Source organism: Streptomyces sp. 2-1 (assembly GCF_048564895.1).
GTDB lineage: Bacteria > Actinomycetota > Actinomycetes > Streptomycetales > Streptomycetaceae > Streptomyces > Streptomyces phaeochromogenes.
On record NZ_CP183383.1, the window covers coordinates 7,333,171 to 7,349,684 of the forward strand.

General features: G+C 69.4%; 15 protein-coding genes. 8 read left to right on the plus strand and 7 right to left on the minus strand.

The genetic code is table 11. The features are described from left to right. Positions 1-259: 259 nt before the first annotated feature. Positions 260-1,024 (minus strand): GntR family transcriptional regulator, encoded by a 765-nt coding sequence (locus tag ACN20J_RS32380; RefSeq protein ID WP_189837546.1) that lies wholly within the window; start codon positions 1,022-1,024, stop codon positions 260-262. A gap of 430 nt (positions 1,025-1,454) precedes the next feature. Here ACN20J_RS32380 and ACN20J_RS32385 point away from each other — a divergent pair, with 430 nt between their 5' ends. The 4 genes from ACN20J_RS32385 (at position 1,455) to ACN20J_RS32400 (ending at position 6,178) form a co-directional block, all read left to right on the plus strand. Beyond that, positions 1,455-2,732 (plus strand): extracellular solute-binding protein, encoded by a 1,278-nt coding sequence (locus ACN20J_RS32385; RefSeq protein ID WP_189837547.1) that lies wholly within the window; start codon positions 1,455-1,457, stop codon positions 2,730-2,732. A gap of 91 nt (positions 2,733-2,823) precedes the next feature. Further along, on the plus strand, positions 2,824-3,816 hold the full coding sequence (locus ACN20J_RS32390) for a carbohydrate ABC transporter permease (RefSeq protein ID WP_189837548.1): 993 nt from the start codon (positions 2,824-2,826) through the stop codon (positions 3,814-3,816). After that, a complete protein-coding gene (locus ACN20J_RS32395; RefSeq protein WP_189837549.1) occupies positions 3,813-4,643 on the plus strand; it encodes a carbohydrate ABC transporter permease in 831 nt (276 codons plus the stop codon). The genes ACN20J_RS32390 and ACN20J_RS32395 overlap by 4 nt, the downstream gene beginning before the upstream one ends. A gap of 8 nt (positions 4,644-4,651) precedes the next feature. Continuing rightward, positions 4,652-6,178, plus strand: coding sequence for a glycoside hydrolase family 3 protein (locus ACN20J_RS32400; protein ID WP_419667381.1), 1,527 nt, complete (start codon positions 4,652-4,654; stop codon positions 6,176-6,178). A gap of 154 nt (positions 6,179-6,332) precedes the next feature. Here the strand turns inward: ACN20J_RS32400 and nagB are convergent, their stop codons facing one another. After that, on the minus strand, positions 6,333-7,118 hold the full coding sequence (gene nagB, locus ACN20J_RS32405) for a glucosamine-6-phosphate deaminase (RefSeq protein ID WP_189837551.1): 786 nt from the start codon (positions 7,116-7,118) through the stop codon (positions 6,333-6,335). Between the two features lie 559 nt (positions 7,119-7,677). Here nagB and ACN20J_RS32410 point away from each other — a divergent pair. After that, positions 7,678-8,775 (plus strand): SIS domain-containing protein, encoded by a 1,098-nt coding sequence (locus tag ACN20J_RS32410; protein WP_419667382.1) that lies wholly within the window; start codon positions 7,678-7,680, stop codon positions 8,773-8,775. A gap of 164 nt (positions 8,776-8,939) precedes the next feature. Here ACN20J_RS32410 and ACN20J_RS32415 read toward each other — a convergent pair whose 3' ends face one another. Next, complete coding sequence (locus ACN20J_RS32415) at positions 8,940-9,692, minus strand: SDR family oxidoreductase (protein ID WP_189837552.1); 753 nt, start codon at positions 9,690-9,692, stop codon at positions 8,940-8,942. Positions 9,693-9,788: 96 nt separating this feature from the next. Between ACN20J_RS32415 and ACN20J_RS32420 the strand changes: the two genes are divergently transcribed. Together ACN20J_RS32420 and ACN20J_RS32425 are read left to right on the plus strand one after the other, a co-directional pair. Further along, the gene (locus ACN20J_RS32420) at positions 9,789-10,421 is read left to right on the plus strand and encodes a TetR/AcrR family transcriptional regulator (RefSeq protein WP_419667383.1); all 633 of its coding nucleotides are present in this window, start codon (positions 9,789-9,791) and stop codon (positions 10,419-10,421) included. A gap of 401 nt (positions 10,422-10,822) precedes the next feature. Further along, positions 10,823-12,298, plus strand: a complete 1,476-nt coding sequence (locus tag ACN20J_RS32425) for a sensor histidine kinase (protein WP_055615668.1) — start codon at positions 10,823-10,825, stop codon at positions 12,296-12,298. A gap of 256 nt (positions 12,299-12,554) precedes the next feature. Here the strand turns inward: ACN20J_RS32425 and ACN20J_RS32430 are convergent, their stop codons facing one another. Both ACN20J_RS32430 and ACN20J_RS32435 read right to left on the minus strand, forming a co-directional pair. After that, positions 12,555-12,812 (minus strand): WhiB family transcriptional regulator, encoded by a 258-nt coding sequence (locus ACN20J_RS32430; RefSeq protein ID WP_016639615.1) that lies wholly within the window; start codon positions 12,810-12,812, stop codon positions 12,555-12,557. Positions 12,813-13,130: 318 nt separating this feature from the next. Then, positions 13,131-14,099, minus strand: coding sequence for a diacylglycerol/lipid kinase family protein (locus tag ACN20J_RS32435; RefSeq protein ID WP_189837554.1), 969 nt, complete (start codon positions 14,097-14,099; stop codon positions 13,131-13,133). Between the two features lie 135 nt (positions 14,100-14,234). Between ACN20J_RS32435 and ACN20J_RS32440 the strand changes: the two genes are divergently transcribed. Beyond that, the gene (locus ACN20J_RS32440; RefSeq protein ID WP_055615662.1) at positions 14,235-14,684 is read left to right on the plus strand and encodes a hypothetical protein; all 450 of its coding nucleotides are present in this window, start codon (positions 14,235-14,237) and stop codon (positions 14,682-14,684) included. Positions 14,685-14,853: 169 nt separating this feature from the next. Here ACN20J_RS32440 and ACN20J_RS32445 read toward each other — a convergent pair whose 3' ends face one another. Next, positions 14,854-16,005: an RNA polymerase sigma factor SigF gene (locus ACN20J_RS32445; protein ID WP_189837556.1), complete on the minus strand. Its 1,152-nt coding sequence runs from the start codon at positions 16,003-16,005 to the stop codon at positions 14,854-14,856. Beyond that, positions 16,002-16,415, minus strand: coding sequence for an anti-sigma regulatory factor (locus tag ACN20J_RS32450; RefSeq protein ID WP_055512819.1), 414 nt, complete (start codon positions 16,413-16,415; stop codon positions 16,002-16,004). Before ACN20J_RS32450 ends, ACN20J_RS32445 begins: the two co-directional genes overlap by 4 nt. Positions 16,416-16,514: the final 99 nt, after the last annotated feature.

Sequence of the window (16,514 nt, forward strand, 5' to 3'; positions counted from 1 at the left end):
AGGACGGTAGAACAGGAAGAGGACCAGCGCTACACCATGCGCACCAGTCTGTGTGCGCCGGGTGAACTCCCTCGGCCTGGTTGGTGCGTCCTGGTTGGTGCCTGGGCCGGTGTGCATTGTGCGGGTGGGTGGGGCCGGAGTGCGCGGTTCCCCGCGCCCCTGAAAGCAGGGGGTTACGCCTGGCCTTTGTCTTTTGTTTTTAGGGGCGCGGGGAACTGCGCACTCCGGCCACGACTCACCCGCAGCCGCTCACCCACCCCTACTCCACAGGCCTCTTGAGCCGAGCAACGAACTTGTACCGGTCCCCCCGGTACACCGACCGCACCCACTCCACCGGCAACCCACCCCGGTCCAACGAGTGCCGGGACAGCATCAGCATCGGCAACCCCACATCCGTACCGAGAAGCCCCGCCTCCCGAGGAGTCGCCAGCGACGTCTCGATCGTCTCCTCGGCCTCGGCGAGATGAACGTCGTAGACCTCGGCCAACGCCGTATACAGCGAGGTGTACTTCACGAGCGACCGCCGCAGCGCGGGAAACCGCTTCGCGGAGAGATGCGTCGTCTCGATCGCCATCGGCTCCCCGCTGGCGAGCCGCAGCCGCTCGATGCGCAGCACCCGCCCGCCGGCGGTGATGTCGAGCAGCTCGGCGAGCGTGTCGTCCGCGGTGATGTAGCCGATGTCCAGGAGCTGCGAGGTGGGTTCGAGGCCCTGGGCCCTCATGTCCTCGGTGTACGAGGTGAGTTGGAGCGCCTGCGAGACCTTCGGCTTGGCGACGAACGTGCCCTTGCCCTGGATGCGCTCCAGGCGCCCCTCGACGACCAGTTCCTGGAGGGCCTGCCGCACGGTCGTGCGCGAGGTGTCGAACTCGGCGGCGAGGGTGCGCTCGGGCGGTACGGGTGTGCCGGGCGGCAGCGTCTCCGTCATGTCGAGCAGATGCTTCTTGAGGCGGTAGTACTTGGGCACGCGCGCGGTACGGATGGGTGCCCCACCCTCGTTCTCCGCACTGCTGACGTCGGTGCTCATACTCTGCCTTCCCGGCTCCAGGTGCCGATGGGCCGACGTGCGCGTCGGCCGCGGCTCACATCGTGGCACGGCTTCCCGTGCGAGTGTCCCCCCGCACGCTGCGTGATCCTCTCTATATACAGTCGGGGTCTCTTTTGGTCTAGTCCAAAGGGTCGGAGAGCGGTTGCTGCGGGCGCTCCGCAGGGGCTGCCGAGGTGCCCGTCGAGGCATGCCCGTTCTGTTCCCCGTGTAGTGAAAGGTCCCTGCATATGTAGGTCGCGTAACGGACGGCCGGGGGCGGCTTTTCAGCCCTTGACACCCCTCTAGGTCTAGGCCAAGCTCCCCCCTACTGGTCTAAACCATTGAGGACCAGGTCCCAGCCCCACGGGCAGTACTCGTCGTAAGTCACGCGGTGGGCAGGGGGGTTGCTGGCATCCCTGAGGAGGGTGACGTGAAGCGCAAGCTCATTGCGGCTGTCGGTGTCGCGGGCATGTTGATGTCTGTCGCGGCGTGTGGCGGCGACGACGGTGACGGTGGCGAGAAGACGGGGGCCGACGGTTTCAAGGGGCAGACCCTGACCGTCTGGGCCATGGACGGCTCGACGCCGCCCGGCTGGACCAAGGACCTCACGGCCGCCTTCGAGAAGCAGACGAAGGCCAAGCTGAAGTTCGAGACCCAGCAGTGGAACGGCATCCAGCAGAAGATCACCACCTCGCTCTCCGAGGACAACCCGCCGGACGTCCTGGAGGTCGGCAACACCCAGACCCCGGCGTACGCGGCCACCGGCGGTCTCGCCGACCTGTCGGACCTCAAGTCGGAGATAGGCGCCGACTGGACCGAGGCCCTCAACGCGTCCTCCGTCTTCGACGGCAAGCAGTACGCGGCCCCGTGGTACTTCGCCAACCGTGTCGTCGTCTACAACAAGAAGGTCTGGGCCGACGCGGGCATCAAGGACACCCCCAAGACGCGGGCCGAGTTCTTCGACGCCCTCAAGACCATCGACAAGAAGACCGACGCCGAGCCGCTCTACCTGCCCGGCCAGAACTGGTACTTCTTCGACGGTCTGACCATCGGCCAGGGCGCAGACCTGGTGAAGAAGGACGGCGACAAGTACGTCTCCAACCTCGCGGACCCGAAGGTCGGCAAGGCCATGGAGATCTACAAGGAGTACCAGGCCTTCTCCAAGGCCCCCAAGGACAAGGACGAGGCGACCCCGCAGCAGGCCGAGGTCTTCGCCAAGGGCAACGTCGGTGCCTTCATCGGCATGGGCTGGGAGGCCGGCACGGCCATCGCCGCCAACAAGAAGATCGAGAAGGACATCGGCTACTTCACCATCCCCGGTGAGACGGCCGACAAGCCCGAGGGCGTCTTCCTCGGCGGCTCCAACTTCGCGGTCGCCGCGGGCAGCAAGAAGCAGGAGCTCGCCAAGGAGTTCCTGAAGCTCGCGCTGTCCGACAAGTTCGAGGGCGCGCTCGCCAAGGAGAACGGCGTCATCCCGAACAAGGAGTCGCTGCAGACCAACCTGTCGGCCAACCCCGCCGCGGTGGCCGCCGCCCCGGCCGCGGCCGGCGGTGGCACCACGCCGCTGATCCCCGAGTGGGCCGCGGTGGAGAACGACCCGAACCCGATCAAGAGCTACATGACCGCGGTTCTGAAGGGCAAGTCGCCCGCCGAGGCCGCCAAGCAGGTCGAGGCCGAGATCAACAAGCGGCTCGCACAGAGCAGCTGATCACCAGCGCGCCGGGGGCGGCCCCTTCCGTCCCCGGCGCGCCGGCGTATCGAACGATCTGCGACTCCCGAACCTGGAAGAGATGGCGAGCATGTCAGTGCAGACCGAACGCACGGACACAGGCACGGCCGCGGCGCCCGGTGTCCGTAAAACCGACGTAACCCCGCCCGGCGACACGGGCCCGGCGAGACGGCGCGGCGGCGCGTCCGCCCCGTATCTGCTCCTGCTGCCCGCCCTGCTCGCCACGGTGATCCTGCTCGGCTGGCCGCTGGTCAAGAACGGCGTGCTGTCGTTCCAGAACCTCAACCCGCGCCAGCTGATCCTGCACCTCACCGAGTGGCGGGGGTTCGACAACTACACGGAGGTCCTGAGCGGTTCGGACTTCTGGAAGGTCGTCCAGCGGACGGTCGTCTTCACCGCCGTGAACGTCGCCCTCATCATGCTGCTCGGCACGCTCGTCGGCCTGCTCCTCGCCCGCCTCGGCAAGCGCATGCGGCTGGTGCTGATGCTCGGCCTGGTGCTGGCCTGGGCGATGCCGGTGGTCGCCGCGACCACGGTCTACCAGTGGCTGTTCGCCCAGCGCTTCGGCGTCGTCAACTGGCTGCTCGCCAAGGCGGGCTGGACGTCGATGGCCGACTACAACTGGTTCGGCACCCAGCTCTCCACCTTCTCCGTGATCACCCTGCTGATCGTCTGGCAGTCGATCCCGTTCGTGGCGATCAACCTGTACGCCGCCACGACCACCATCCCGAAAGAGCTGTACGAGGCCGCCTCGATCGACGGGGCCGGCACGTGGAAGAGCTTCACCTCGGTGACCTTTCCCTTCATGCGGCCGTTCCTGTGGGCGACGACCTTCCTCGAGGTCATCTGGGTGTTCAAGGCGTTCCCGCAGATCTTCGCCATCAACAGGGGCGGTCCCGACCGGCTCACCGAGACCCTGCCGATCTACGCGTTCGTCGAGGGCCCCGGCAACCAGCACTACGGGATGGGAGCGGCGATCTCGTTCCTGACGATCCTCATCCTGCTCGGCCTGACGGCCTACTACCTGCGTACCGTTCTCAAGCAAGAGGAGGACGAGCTGTGAAGCGCTCCCTGATGGCCCGGCTGTGGCCCAACGCGACGGCCCTCGTGCTCTTCGTGGTCTTCGCGTTCCCCGTCTACTGGATGTTCGCGACCTCGCTGAAGCCGACCAACGACATCATCGCGGACGACCCGGTCTTCGTGCCGACGAACATCACCTTCGACCACTTCCAGAAGGCGCTCGACGCCGACCACTTCTGGACGCTCGTCGGCAACTCCCTGACGGTGACCGTCCTCGCGGTGGTCTTCTCCCTCGTCATCGCGCTGCTCGCGTCCTTCGCGCTGGCCCGGATGCGGTTCAAGGGCCGTCGCGGATTCATCCTGACCTTCATGATCGCGCAGATGGCGCCCTGGGAGGTCATGGTCATCGCGATCTACATCATCGTGCGTGACGCCGACCTGCTGAACAGCCTCGTCCCGCTCACCGTCTTCTACATGATCATGGTGCTGCCCTTCACCGTCCTGACGCTGCGCGGTTACGTCGCCGCCGTGCCGAAGGAGCTGGAGGAGTCGGCGATGGTGGACGGCTGCACCCGCAGGCAGGCCTTCGTGAAGGTCATCTTCCCGCTGCTCGCCCCGGGACTGATGGCGACCTCGCTCTTCGGCTTCATCACGGCGTGGAACGAGTTCCCGCTGGTCCTGATCCTCAACAAGGACGCCGAGAAGCAGACGCTCCCGCTGTGGCTCTCCAGCTTCCAGACGACGTTCGGCGACGACTGGGGGGCGACCATGGCCGCGGCCTCGCTCTTCGCCGTCCCGATCCTGGTCCTCTTCGTCTTCCTCCAGCGCAAGGCCGTCAGCGGACTCACCTCCGGCGCGGTGAAGGGATAACGCCCCCGATGACCACCATCGCCTCCGGCACGGACACGCTGACCCGTGACGCCCTCGCCGTCCTGCAGCCCGGATTCACCGGGACCTCGGCCCCTTCCTGGCTGCTGCGGCGGCTGGGCGAAGGCCTCGCCTCCGTCGGCCTGTTCGGCCGCAACATCGCCACGCCCGCCCAAGTGGCCGCCCTGACCGCCCAGTTGCGCGCGGAACGCGACGACGTCCTGGTCGCCATCGACGAGGAGGGCGGTGACGTCACCCGCCTGGAGGTCCGTACGGGATCCTCCTTCCCCGGCAACCACGCGCTGGGCGCGGTCGACGACACCGCACTGACCGAGGCGGTCGCCCACGAGCTGGGCCGCCGCCTGGCCGCCTGCGGAGTGAACCTCAACTGGGCGCCGTCCGCCGACATCAACTCCAACGTCGACAACCCCGTCATCGGCGTACGGTCCTTCGGCGCCGACACCTCACTGGTGGCCCGGCACACGGCCGCGTACGTCTCCGGGCTGCAGTCCGCCGGGGTCGCCGCCTGCACCAAGCACTTCCCGGGGCACGGCGACACGGCGGTCGACTCGCACCACGCGATGCCGCGCATCGACGCGGAGCTTTCGGTCCTGGAGTCCCGCGAACTGGTGCCGTTCCGCGCGGCCATCGAGGCGGGCACGCGTGCCGTGATGAGCGCGCACATCCTGGTCCCGGCCCTGGACCCCGTCCACCCCGCGACCCTCTCGCGCCGCATCCTCACCGGCCTGCTCCGCGAGGAACTGGGCTACGACGGCCTGATCGTCACCGACGGCATGGAGATGCAGGCCATCTCGGCGACCTACGGCATCGAACGCGGCAGCGTCCTCGCGATCGCCGCCGGCGCCGACGCCATCTGCGTGGGCGGCGGCCTCTCCGACGAGCCGACGGTCCTGCGCCTGCGCGACGCCCTCGTCGCGGCGGTCCGCTCGGGCGAACTCCCCGAGGAACGCCTGGCGGACGCGGCGACCCGGGTGAGGGCACTGGCGGCCTGGACGGCCTCGACACAGACGACGCCTTCAACACCTTCGTCCGCACTTTCGTCAGCAGGTTCTGCAGCGGGGTCCGATGCGAGCACCGACGTCGGGCTGGTGGCGGCCCGGCGCGCGCTGAAGGTCACGCGCGGAGCGCACTTCGCACCGGTCACCGAGGCTCCGTACGTCGCCGCCTTCACGCCCGTCGCGAATATCGCCGTCGGTGACGAGACCCCCTGGGGCGTCGCCGCCGAACTGCGGCGCCTGTTGCCGGGCGCCGAGACCGGAAGCTTCACGGGGGAGCGGGCCGGGGCCGAGGCCCTCGCGGCGGCCGGCTCCCGCCGCGTGGTCGCGGTGGTGCGCGACGCCCACCGCCACACCTGGATGGCCGAGGCCCTCGACATCCTGCTCGCCGCCCGCCCCGACACCGTCGTGGTCGAGATGGGCGTCCCGCAGTCACCGCCCCGGGGCGCTCTCCACATCGCCACACACGGCGCGGCCCGCGTCTGCGGCCTCGCGGCGGCGGAGGCCATCGCGGGGGCGTGATCCGCTGGGGCCCGAGCCGACGGAACGAAGGCCCGGGTCACCCTGCGAATGACGGTGCCGGGTCCACCACGAGGGGACCCGGCACCTTCGTATTCGCGAGCACTGGTGCGTAGCCGTGGCTACCAGTGCGCATTCGTATCGTGAAGCGAGTCGGCTAAATGCCCTGCCAGTCCGGCTTGTTGGCGTACGTGTGCCGGAAGTAGTCCGCGAGCTTCAGCTTGGACGCGGCCGCCTCGTCCACGACGACCGTGGCATGCGGGTGCAACTGGAGTGCCGACGCCGGGCACACCGCGGCGACGGGCCCCTCGACGGTCGCCGCCACGGCATCGGCCTTGCCCTCACCCGTGGCGAGCAGCACCAGATGCCGGGCCTCCAGAATCGTCCCGATCCCCTGGGTGATCACGTGATGCGGCACCTGCTCGATGTCGCCCTCGAAGAACCGCGCGTTGTCCACCCGCGTCTGCTCGGTCAGGGTTTTGATCCGCGTACGCGAGGCGAGCGACGAGCACGGCTCGTTGAACCCTATGTGCCCGTCGGTCCCGATCCCGAGGAGCTGCAGATCGACCCCGCCGGCCTCGGCGAGCGCCTTGTCGTACGCCTCGCACGCGGCCCGCACGTCCTCAGCGGTCCCGTCAGGTCCTATGAACGCGTCGACGTCCAACCCCAACGGCTTCAGCACCTCGCGCCGCAGCACCGACCGGTACGACTCGGGATGCTCGGCCGGCAGTCCCACGTACTCGTCGAGCTGCGCGACCCGCGCCCGCGAGGCGTCCACGGCACCGGAATCCACCTTCGCCGCCAGCGCCTGGTAGATGGGCAGCGGCGTCGAGCCGGTGGCCACCCCGAGCAGCGCGTCGGGCTTGTGCCGGAGCAGCTCCGCCATGGCCTCGGCAATGAGCTCGCCACCCGCCTTGGCGTCCGAAACGATGACAACTTCCACGCTGGGCCTGCCGTTCTGAAAGGTGAAGGGGACACAACCGAACATGTGGTATAGACCAATCTAGCAGAACGGCCCTCCCAGGTCGCCCCTCAACCGCCCTCGACCGCCCCGCCCCAGACCGCCCGCACAACGGCATGCGAACGTCGCCCCGATCGCCCGCACCCTAGAGACGTGCCGACAAGCCGCACCCGAGAGACGCGTCGACAGGCCGCACCCGCGAACCGTGCCGACAGGACGCACCTGGAGGCGCGTAGACGAGCCGTACCCGAGAGACACGTCGACGAGCTGCACCGGGAAGCACGTCAACGGACCGCACCCGAGTGGCACCCCGACCGACGGCACCCGACCGACGGCACCGATCGCCCGCCCGACCGACGGCACCCCGACCCACGCCCCCAACCGGCACCCCGACCCACGGCAGGCGCCCGCCCCCCACCCCGAGCGGGCGCCGCGCGCCCCGGGGGAGTGGAATGGAACCTGCGCACGCGCAGCCAAGCCCCGCCACCCCCTCCCGCGGACGCAGCTCCGCCCGCCACGCAACAGCCCCAGGAGGAACGCCATGACCGCCACCCCGCCGGACCCCCAGTCCGACGCGCAGCCGGCACCCGTCGAGTCCGACCGCCCGGGCCGGATCATGGCCCGCGAGATGGCCGAGCAGCCCGCCGTCCTACGGCGGATCCTGGAGGAGGGCGCCCCGCGCATCCAGGACGTGGCCCAGCGGGTGGCCGCCCGCAAGCCCCGCTTCGTACTGCTCACCGCCCGGGGGACCTCCGACAACGCGGCCCTCTACGCCAAGTACCTCCTGGAGATCCGCCTCGGCCTGCCATGCGGCCTCGCCTCCATGTCGACCACGACGGCCTACGGCGCCAGCCCTGATCTCACCGACGTCCTGATGATCACGGTCAGCCAGTCCGGCGGCTCCCCGGACCTGGTGGCCTCGACCCGGGCCGCCCGCGAGGCCGGTGCCATCACGCTCGCGGTGACCAACAACCCGGACTCACCCCTGGCCGCCGTCTCCGAATACCACCTCGACATCATGGCCGGGCCGGAGAAGGCACTCCCCGCCACCAAGACCTACACCGCCTCCCTCCTCGCCCTCTATCTCTTCGTCGAAGGACTGCGCGGCGGCGACGGCGCCCAGGCCAAGGTGCTCCCCGACCTCGCCGAGCAACTGCTCGCCCGCCAGGACGAGATCCGCACCCTCGCCTCGCGCTACCGCTTCGCCGAGCGCATGGTGATCACCTCCCGCGGCTACGGCTACCCCACCGCCAAGGAAGCCGCCCTCAAGCTCATGGAGACCAGCTACATCCCCGCCCTCTCCTACTCCGGCGCGGACCTGCTGCACGGCCCGCTCGCCATGGTCGACAACATCTCCCCGGTCATCGCGGTCGTCACCGACGGCAGGGGCGGCGAGGCACTCCAGCCCGTGCTCGACCGGCTGCGCGGACGCGGCGCCGACCTCGTCGTCATCGGCCCCCGCCGCCAGGTCGAACAGGCCTCCGCCGGCTTCGTCCTGCCCACCGAGGGCGTGGCCGAAGAGGTCCAGCCGATCCTGGAGATCCTCCCGCTCCAACTCCTCGCCTATGAGGTCACCATCGCCCGCGGCCAGGACCCGGACGCACCCCGCGCCCTCGCGAAGGTCACGGAAACCCGCTGATCCCGAGCTGCCCCCCCCCGGCGGATCCCAAGCCCCCCGGCGGATCCCGAGCCGCCTGGCCGACCCGAAGCCGCCCCGCCGATCCGAAGACGCCCCGCCCGGCCCGGGGCGTCCGCCCGGCCCGGGTCGCCCGGACGGCCCGGGTCGCCCGGACGGCCGAGGGCTCAGGTCAGCGATCCCCCCGTCGCATCCATCCAGTGCCCGGTCACCCACCGCCCCTGGTCCGAGGCGAGGAACGCCACCACGTCGGCGATGTCGGCGGTCTCGCCCACTCTGCCGAGCGCCGATACCGCCGCGGCATTCGCCCATCCGTCGGCGCTGCCGTGCAGCAGCTCGGCCGTGTTGTCGGTGTCGACGATGCCCGGCGCCAGCGAGTTCACGGTGATGCCGCGGGCGCCCAGCACCTTGGACAGGTCCCGGGAGAAGACGTCCAGGGCGCCCTTCGTCATCGCGTAGGCGATCAGGTGGGGGAAGACCGCGGTCCGTGCCAGCCCCGAGGAGATGTTGACGACCCGGCCGCCGTCACGCAGGCGCTCCAGGCCGTGCCGGACGACGAAGAACGGCGCCTTCACATTCACCGCGAAGACCTGGTCGTACGTCTCCTCGTCGATCTCCTCTATCGGTGGCGTCGAACCGATCCCTGCGTTGTTCACCAGGATGTCCACCCCGTCCGCGTGCCGGTCGAACTCCTCCCACAGGGCCGCCGCGTCCCCCGGCAGCCCGAGCTCCGCGCGGATCGCGAACGCCGAGCCGCCGGCCGCCTCGATCGTCGCCACCGTCTCCTTCGCGGCCGCCTCGTTCCTGCCGTAGTGCACCCCAACCCGCGCCCCGTCGCGTCCGAGCCGCTCGGCGATCCCGCGTCCGATACCCCTGCTCGCCCCCGTGACGAGTGCCGTCCTGCCCGTGAGCACGCCCATGCCGGCGCCCCCTTCCCATTTGGCTAGTGGTCGCTACAAAAAGACCGTACAACGAGCCGCGGACATTTCTCTAGCATCCGCTATACAATTCACTCCATGGTGAGCAGCCACGACATCAAGGACGCCGCCGGCCGGGCCTCGAAGCCTCGCGGCCGTCCCCGCTCCTTCGATCGCGAGACCGCGCTGGAGAAGGCGATCCTCGCCTTCTGGGAGCACGGGTACGAGGCGACCTCCGTCTCGGACCTCACCCAGGTCATGGGCATCGGCGCCCCCAGCCTCTACGCGGCCTTCGGCGACAAGCGCTCGCTCTTCGGCGAGGTCGTACGGGAGTACGGCGAGAGGTACGGCTCGTTCGGCGGCCGTGCCCTCGCCGAGGAGCCGACGGCCCGGGCCGCGGTCGAGCGGATGCTGCGCGAGGCCGCCGGGGAGTACACGGAGCCGGGGCGCCCGCGCGGCTGCCTGGTCGTCCACGCGGCCACCAACTGCACCACCCCGGAGGTGGAGGAGTCCCTCCGTGAGCGGCGCAACGCGAACATCACCGCCATCGAGAGCCGCATAAGGTCCGGCATCGCCGCAGGTGAGCTGCCCGCGGGCACGGACGCGGCAGCCCTGGCCCGGCACACCGGCGCCATGATCCAGGGCATGTCCCAGCAGGCACGCGACGGCGCCACCAAGGAAGAACTGGAGGCGCTCGCCGAACTTGCCATGCGAATCTGGCCCCGCTCGTGAACCGCTCGGGGATAGGCTGCGTGGTGGATGTAGGACGTGAGTTGTTGGATAAAGAGACAACAACAAACATCCGCCAACGCATGGACAGTCGAGAGTGGTCTAGTCCACAATCGTACAAAGCTTGAGAACGCAACTTGATGATCAAGCCGTCCGTATGACCAAGCCTCCGTCTTCCCCGCACAGGAAGACGGACCGAGGAGCCGGCGCTCTCTGCCCTGACTGCACCGGATCCTCATCCTTCGGCCGAACGGGACCGCACAGCCCGTGGCCGATGTTGCTCCGGGCTGCGGTGCCGGGAGGGTTGAGGGTCCCTCTCAGGCGCCGCGGCCCGCGGGTGTTTCCGGGCCCGTGCGGGTGGCCGATTTCGGAGCATGTCGTACCCGGCGGGTACGCTCGCACACGTGCCCTCCATGAACGACCTCGTCCGCCAGCACACCGCCCTCGGTGACTCCGACCTCGAGTGGCTGCACCTGCTGGTCTCGGAGTGGCAGCTGCTCTCCGACCTCTCCTTCGCGGACCTCGTCCTGTGGGTTCCCACCCGTGACGGCACCCGCTATGTCTCGGTCGCCCAGATGAGGCCCAACACCGGCCCCACCTCGTACCAGGACGACATGGTCGGCCACCTCGTCCCGCGCGGTCGCCGCCCCATGCTGGACGCGGCCCTGGACGAGGGCCGGATCGTGCGCGAGGGCGACCCGGAGTGGCGCGAGGAGGTTCCCGTACGGGTCGAGTCGATCCCCGTGCGCAGGGAGGGGCGCGTCCTGGGCGTCATCGCCCGCAACACCAACCTCCTCACCGTGCGCACGCCCTCGCGGCTCGAACTCACCTATCTGCAGAGCGCGTCCGACCTCGCACAGATGATCGCGGCGGGCTCCTTCCCGTTCCCCAACCAGCAGGTCGACATGGACGCCTCGCCACGAGTGGGCGACGGCCTGATCCGGCTGGACGCGGAGGGCATCGTCCAGTACGCGTCACCGAACGCGCTGTCGGCGTACCACCGTCTCGGCCTCGCCGCCGACCTGGTCGGCCACCACCTCGGCAAGACCACGGCCGAACTCGCCCCGTCCCGCGGCCCGGTGGACGAGGCGCTGGCCAAGGTCGCCAGCGGCTGGGCGCCCCGCGAGTTCGAGATCGAGAGCCCCGACGGCGTCATCCAGCTGCGCGCCATCCCGCTCAAACCCAAGGGCACGCGGGTCGGTTCGCTCGTACTCCTGCGTGATGTGACCGAACTGCGGCGCCGCGAGCGGGAGTTGATCACCAAGGACGCGACCATCCGGGAGATCCACCACCGGGTGAAGAACAACCTCCAGACGGTCGCGGCCCTGCTCCGCCTCCAGGCCCGCCGTATCGAGTCCGACCGGGGCCGTGAGGCGCTCGAAGAGGCCGTGCGCCGGGTCGGGTCGATCGCCATCGTGCACGAGACGCTCTCCCAGAACCTGGACGAGCGCGTGGAGTTCGACGAGATCGCCGACCGGGTGCTCGCCATGGTCGCCGAGATCTCCCCGGGCAAGGTCGTCGGCCGGCGCACCGGGCGCTTCGGCATACTCGACGCCGAGGTCGCGACCCCGCTCTCCATGGTCCTCACGGAGATCCTGCAGAACGCGCTGGAGCACGGCTTCCGGGAGGGCGACCGCGGCACGGTCGAGGTGTCCGCGGTCCGCGGCGGCAGCACCAAGGAGGCCCGCCTCCTGGTCACCGTCCAGGACGACGGCATCGGTCTGCCCGAGGGCTTCGACCCGCACCGCTCGGGCAATCTGGGCCTGCAGATCGTACGGACGCTGGTGGAGGGGGAGTTGGGCGGAACCTTCGACATGGTCCGCGCCCCCGAGCGCGGAACGCAGGTCGTGCTGGACATTCCCGTGGTCCCCCACAAGTGACGCACAGGCAATCCGCACCATTACTCCACCAACACGCTGCGTAATCGTCACGAGTTGCCGGGAGAGGCCGACGGTCGCCGGGCATCCCACGAAGACGCAGCCGCAAACAGCAATGAGCCCCGGACCGTTTCCGGTCCGGGGCTCATCGTGTTCGTTGCTATCTGCGCATCGGGGGTACTGCGCGCTGCGGCTCGGGGGCGGGATATGCGTACTCGCTGTACGCGCCGCCAAGCTCAGGGCCGTGTGGGGTGGGTTGTCAGGCGGATGCCTGGCGAGCCCGGTTGCGGGCGGCGCGGCGCTTCATGGCGCGGCGCTCGTCCTCGCTGAGACCACCCCAGACGCCGGAGTCCTGGCCGGACTCGAGCGCCCACTGCAGGCACTGCTCCATGACGGGGCAGCGACGGCAGACGGCCTTGGCTTCCTCGATCTGCAGCAGCGCAGGACCGGTGTTGCCGATGGGGAAGAAGAGCTCGGGGTCTTCCTCGCGGCAAACGGCGTTGTGACGCCAGTCCATGGCTGCTACCTCTCCTTGGTATTACATGCACGTTGCTTGTGAATGTGAACGCTTTCACGAATCCCTCAACAAGTGAAGGGCCGACTACCAGACGGACTGGTGTGGTCCTGTGAATTGAGGAGGGGTTCCGGCGCTCTGTGGGGGCGATGTTGCGGCCCGTCCCGAGCGCCACAAAGAGACTCGCAAACCTCAGCGGCGGATACAACCCCTACCGGAAAGTTTTTTTTGATTCCTCGGTGTCGACTAGGTCACAGCCGTACTTCCATGGGGTGGATCCTGGCCTAAACGTTCGAGTGGAAGGACTTTAGCCCGTTCCGCTCACACAATCACACGCAGTGCACGACGAACGCCTGTGAACGTCACGCTCGTACGCAGTCCAAGGTGGTCGCCGTCCATCTGGAGGGGGAGTGGGACCTTCGAATGCAAGGTGAAGTCGGTCAGGTCGTGCAGGGACACCGCATGCTTCCCGTGGGGTCCGCGTTCGGGGGACGAAGTGAGCAACTGGGTGCCATACCGGGCAACCGCGGTCGTCGACATGCGGCTGAGACCGAGTACGTCGAGCCCGGTATCGAACGAGGCCTTAGGTGACGCGTACACCGGGCGATTGCCCAGATACGTCCACGGAGAGGTGTTGCAGACTATCGACAGCACCAAATCGGCCACCGGGTCGGCATCTGGCCGTTCCAGGGTGATCGTGCCGTGCCGGCGGTGGGTCTCCCCGAAGAACTGGCGCATCGCCTGGCGCAGGTAGAGGGAGTGCGTGGACCGCTTGCCGCGCTCGCGGTGCTGTTCGACGCGGCCGACCACACCGGCGTCGAAGCCGAGGCCCGCGTTGAAGGTGAACCAGCGGGCGGGGACGCCTTCGTCCTCACTGCCCGGGGTGCCCGCGGCGAGGCCGAGGCCCACCGTGCGCTGCCGGCCCTCGCGCAACGCGTCCAGGAGGGCGCCGGTGGCCTCCACGGGCTCGTTCGGCAGGCCGAGGGCGCGCGCGAAGACGTTGGTGGAGCCGCCGGGGACGACGGCGAGGCCGGGCAGCCGGTCGGGGTCGGGGCCGCCGTGCAGCAGACCGTTCACGACCTCGTTGACCGTGCCGTCGCCGCCGAGGGCCACGACCAGTTCTATGTCCTTGCTCTCCGCGGCCTGCCGGCCGAGGTCCCTGGCGTGCCCGCGGTACTCGGTGGTGACCGCTTCGAGCTTCATCTCACTCGCCAAGGCGTGGATCAAGACGTCACGCGTGCGCGCGCTGGTGGTGGTTGCTGCCGGATTGACCACGAGAAGTGCGCGCATGCGATGCAGCGTACCTACCGCGTGGTACTCGGCCCATACCGAGGTAAGGATCAGGTGTGAGGGGCACCACACAGCGGGTTCCCGGGGGTGCCCCGGGGCCGTTGGCGGGTACGGGGTGAGGGCTACCCTTCAGGGGTGAGTTCTGAGCAGAAGTCGACCCCGGACACCTCCGACGCCGAACCCCGGCCCACGCGGCTGACCGTCGCGGCGGCGCTCGCCGCGCTGGAGGGGCTCGCTCTCGTGGTCGGCGGCGGCTACATGCTGGTGATGGGTCTCACGGGGCACCCGGACGACCGCAGCCAGGCCGTCACGGGGGGCGTGACGCTGATCGTGCTCGCGTTGCTTCCGCTGCTGGCCGCGCGCGGGCTGTTGCTGCGGCGCGGGTGGAGCCGGGGGCCGGCGATCATCACGCAGATCATGGCGCTGCCCGTCGCGTACAACCTGCTTCAGGCCGACAGTCTCGCCATTCCCGGGGGGATCGCCCTCGCGGTGGTGGCGGTCGCGGCGCTGGTGCTGATCGTGAATCCGGAGACGACCAGGGCCCTGGGGATCACCGGGCCGGGTGGCGTACGGGAGTCGAAGTAGTCCCAACGGGTACGCCGGTGGTCCTGGGTGCGTCGAGGGCGTACCGGGTCCGCGGGCCGTCCGTGGCTGATCGCGCAGTTCTCCGCGTCGCTTGAAACGCGTGGTTTCCCCGCGCCGTTTGAAAGAAGACCGCATGGTGCCCGCGCCCCTGTTGCAGGGGCGCGGCCTGTTACTCCTCCACCAGGAGCTTTTCCCGGAGCTGGGCCAGGGTGCGGGCCAGCAGCCTGGAGACGTGCATCTGGGAGATGCCGACCTCCTGGGCGATCTGGGACTGGGTCATGTTGGCGAAGAAGCGAAGGAGGAGGATCCGCTTCTCGCGCGGTGGGAGGTCCTCCAGCAGAGGCTTGAGGGACTCGCGGTACTCGACGCCCTCCAGCGCCTCGTCCTCGGCGCCCAGGGTGTCCGCGACCGCCGGGGACTCGTCGTCCGTGTCGGGGACGTCCAGGGACAGCGTGGAGTACGCGTTGGCCGACTCCAGGCCCTCCAGGACCTCCTCCTCCGAGATGCCCAGCTTCTCGGCCAGCTCGTGGACCGTGGGGGAGCGGCCGTGCAGCTGCGAGAGCTCCGCGGTCGCCGTGGTGAGAGCGAGCCGCAGCTCCTGCAGCCGGCGCGGCACACGCACCGCCCAGCCCTTGTCGCGGAAGTGCCGCTTGATCTCGCCGACCACCGTCGGAGTCGCGTACGTCGAGAACTCGACGCCGCGCTCCGGGTCGAAGCGGTCGACCGACTTGATCAGGCCGATGGTGGCGACCTGAGTGAGGTCGTCCAGCGGCTCACCGCGGTTGCGGAAGCGGCGCGCGAGGTGCTCCACGAGCGGCAGGTGCATCCTCACCAGCCGGTTGCGCAGCTCCGCGTACTCCGGGCCGCTGGGGTCCAGCTTGCGCAGCTCGATGAACCTGGCCCGCGCCCCGGCGCGGTCGTGGGGGTCGTGCTGCGTACCCGACGCGCCGCTGTCGGCATTTCGTTCGTGCTCGTGCTGCTCGCTCATGATCCCGCCCGTCACCCGCCGCCGCCCTTCCGAGGACGTCCCCCCAGACTCCGTCCGGGGGGACCCCCGCTGCGCGGCAACGTCTGGATCCTGTCGCCCGTCACTGTCGGAGAGCGCCTCGCGCCCGTCCTTGCCGACCGGCTCTTCCCGCTGAGGCGCTTCTTCGGCCGCCGCGGAGGCGATGTCCTCCGGATGCGGCCGGGCCTGCTGCTCGGGGATGCCGTCGACACCTTCCGCCAGACGCCGAGGCCCGCTCGGGCCGTCCTCGCCCTTGCCGGGAAGTTCCCGTGTGCCGCGCTCTTCGTCCCGCACCGGCCCGTCCCCGTTCCTCACGCCGGCCCGGGTCCCGCGCCGCGCTGTTTGTAGAGGCTGATCGAAACGGTTTTGTCGTCGGCCACCGAGGAGGACACCTTGCCGGCGAGGGCCGACAGCACGGTCCAGGCGAAGGTGTCCCGCGCGGGGGCATGGCCGTCGGTGGTCGGGGCCGAGACGGTCACCTCGAGCGAGTCGTCGATCAGGCGGAAGACACAGCTGAGCACGGAGCCCGGCACCGCCTGTTGCAACAGGATCGCGCACGCCTCGTCCACGGCGATGCGCAAGTCCTCGATCTCGTCGAGGGTGAAGTCCAAACGCGCCGCGAGGCCGGCCGTGGCCGTGCGCAGCACCGACAGGTAGGCACCCGCAGCCGGCAGCCGGACTTCCACGAAGTCCTGGGTCGCGGGCTCGCCTGCGATCTGGGACACCCTCACCTCCAAGGTGGTACAAGCTCTTTCGGGGGCCCGAGGGTCGCCCCCCGGGGTAACGCGCAACGTGGTTCAGCGGTGACGCTATCGCGCTCTCAG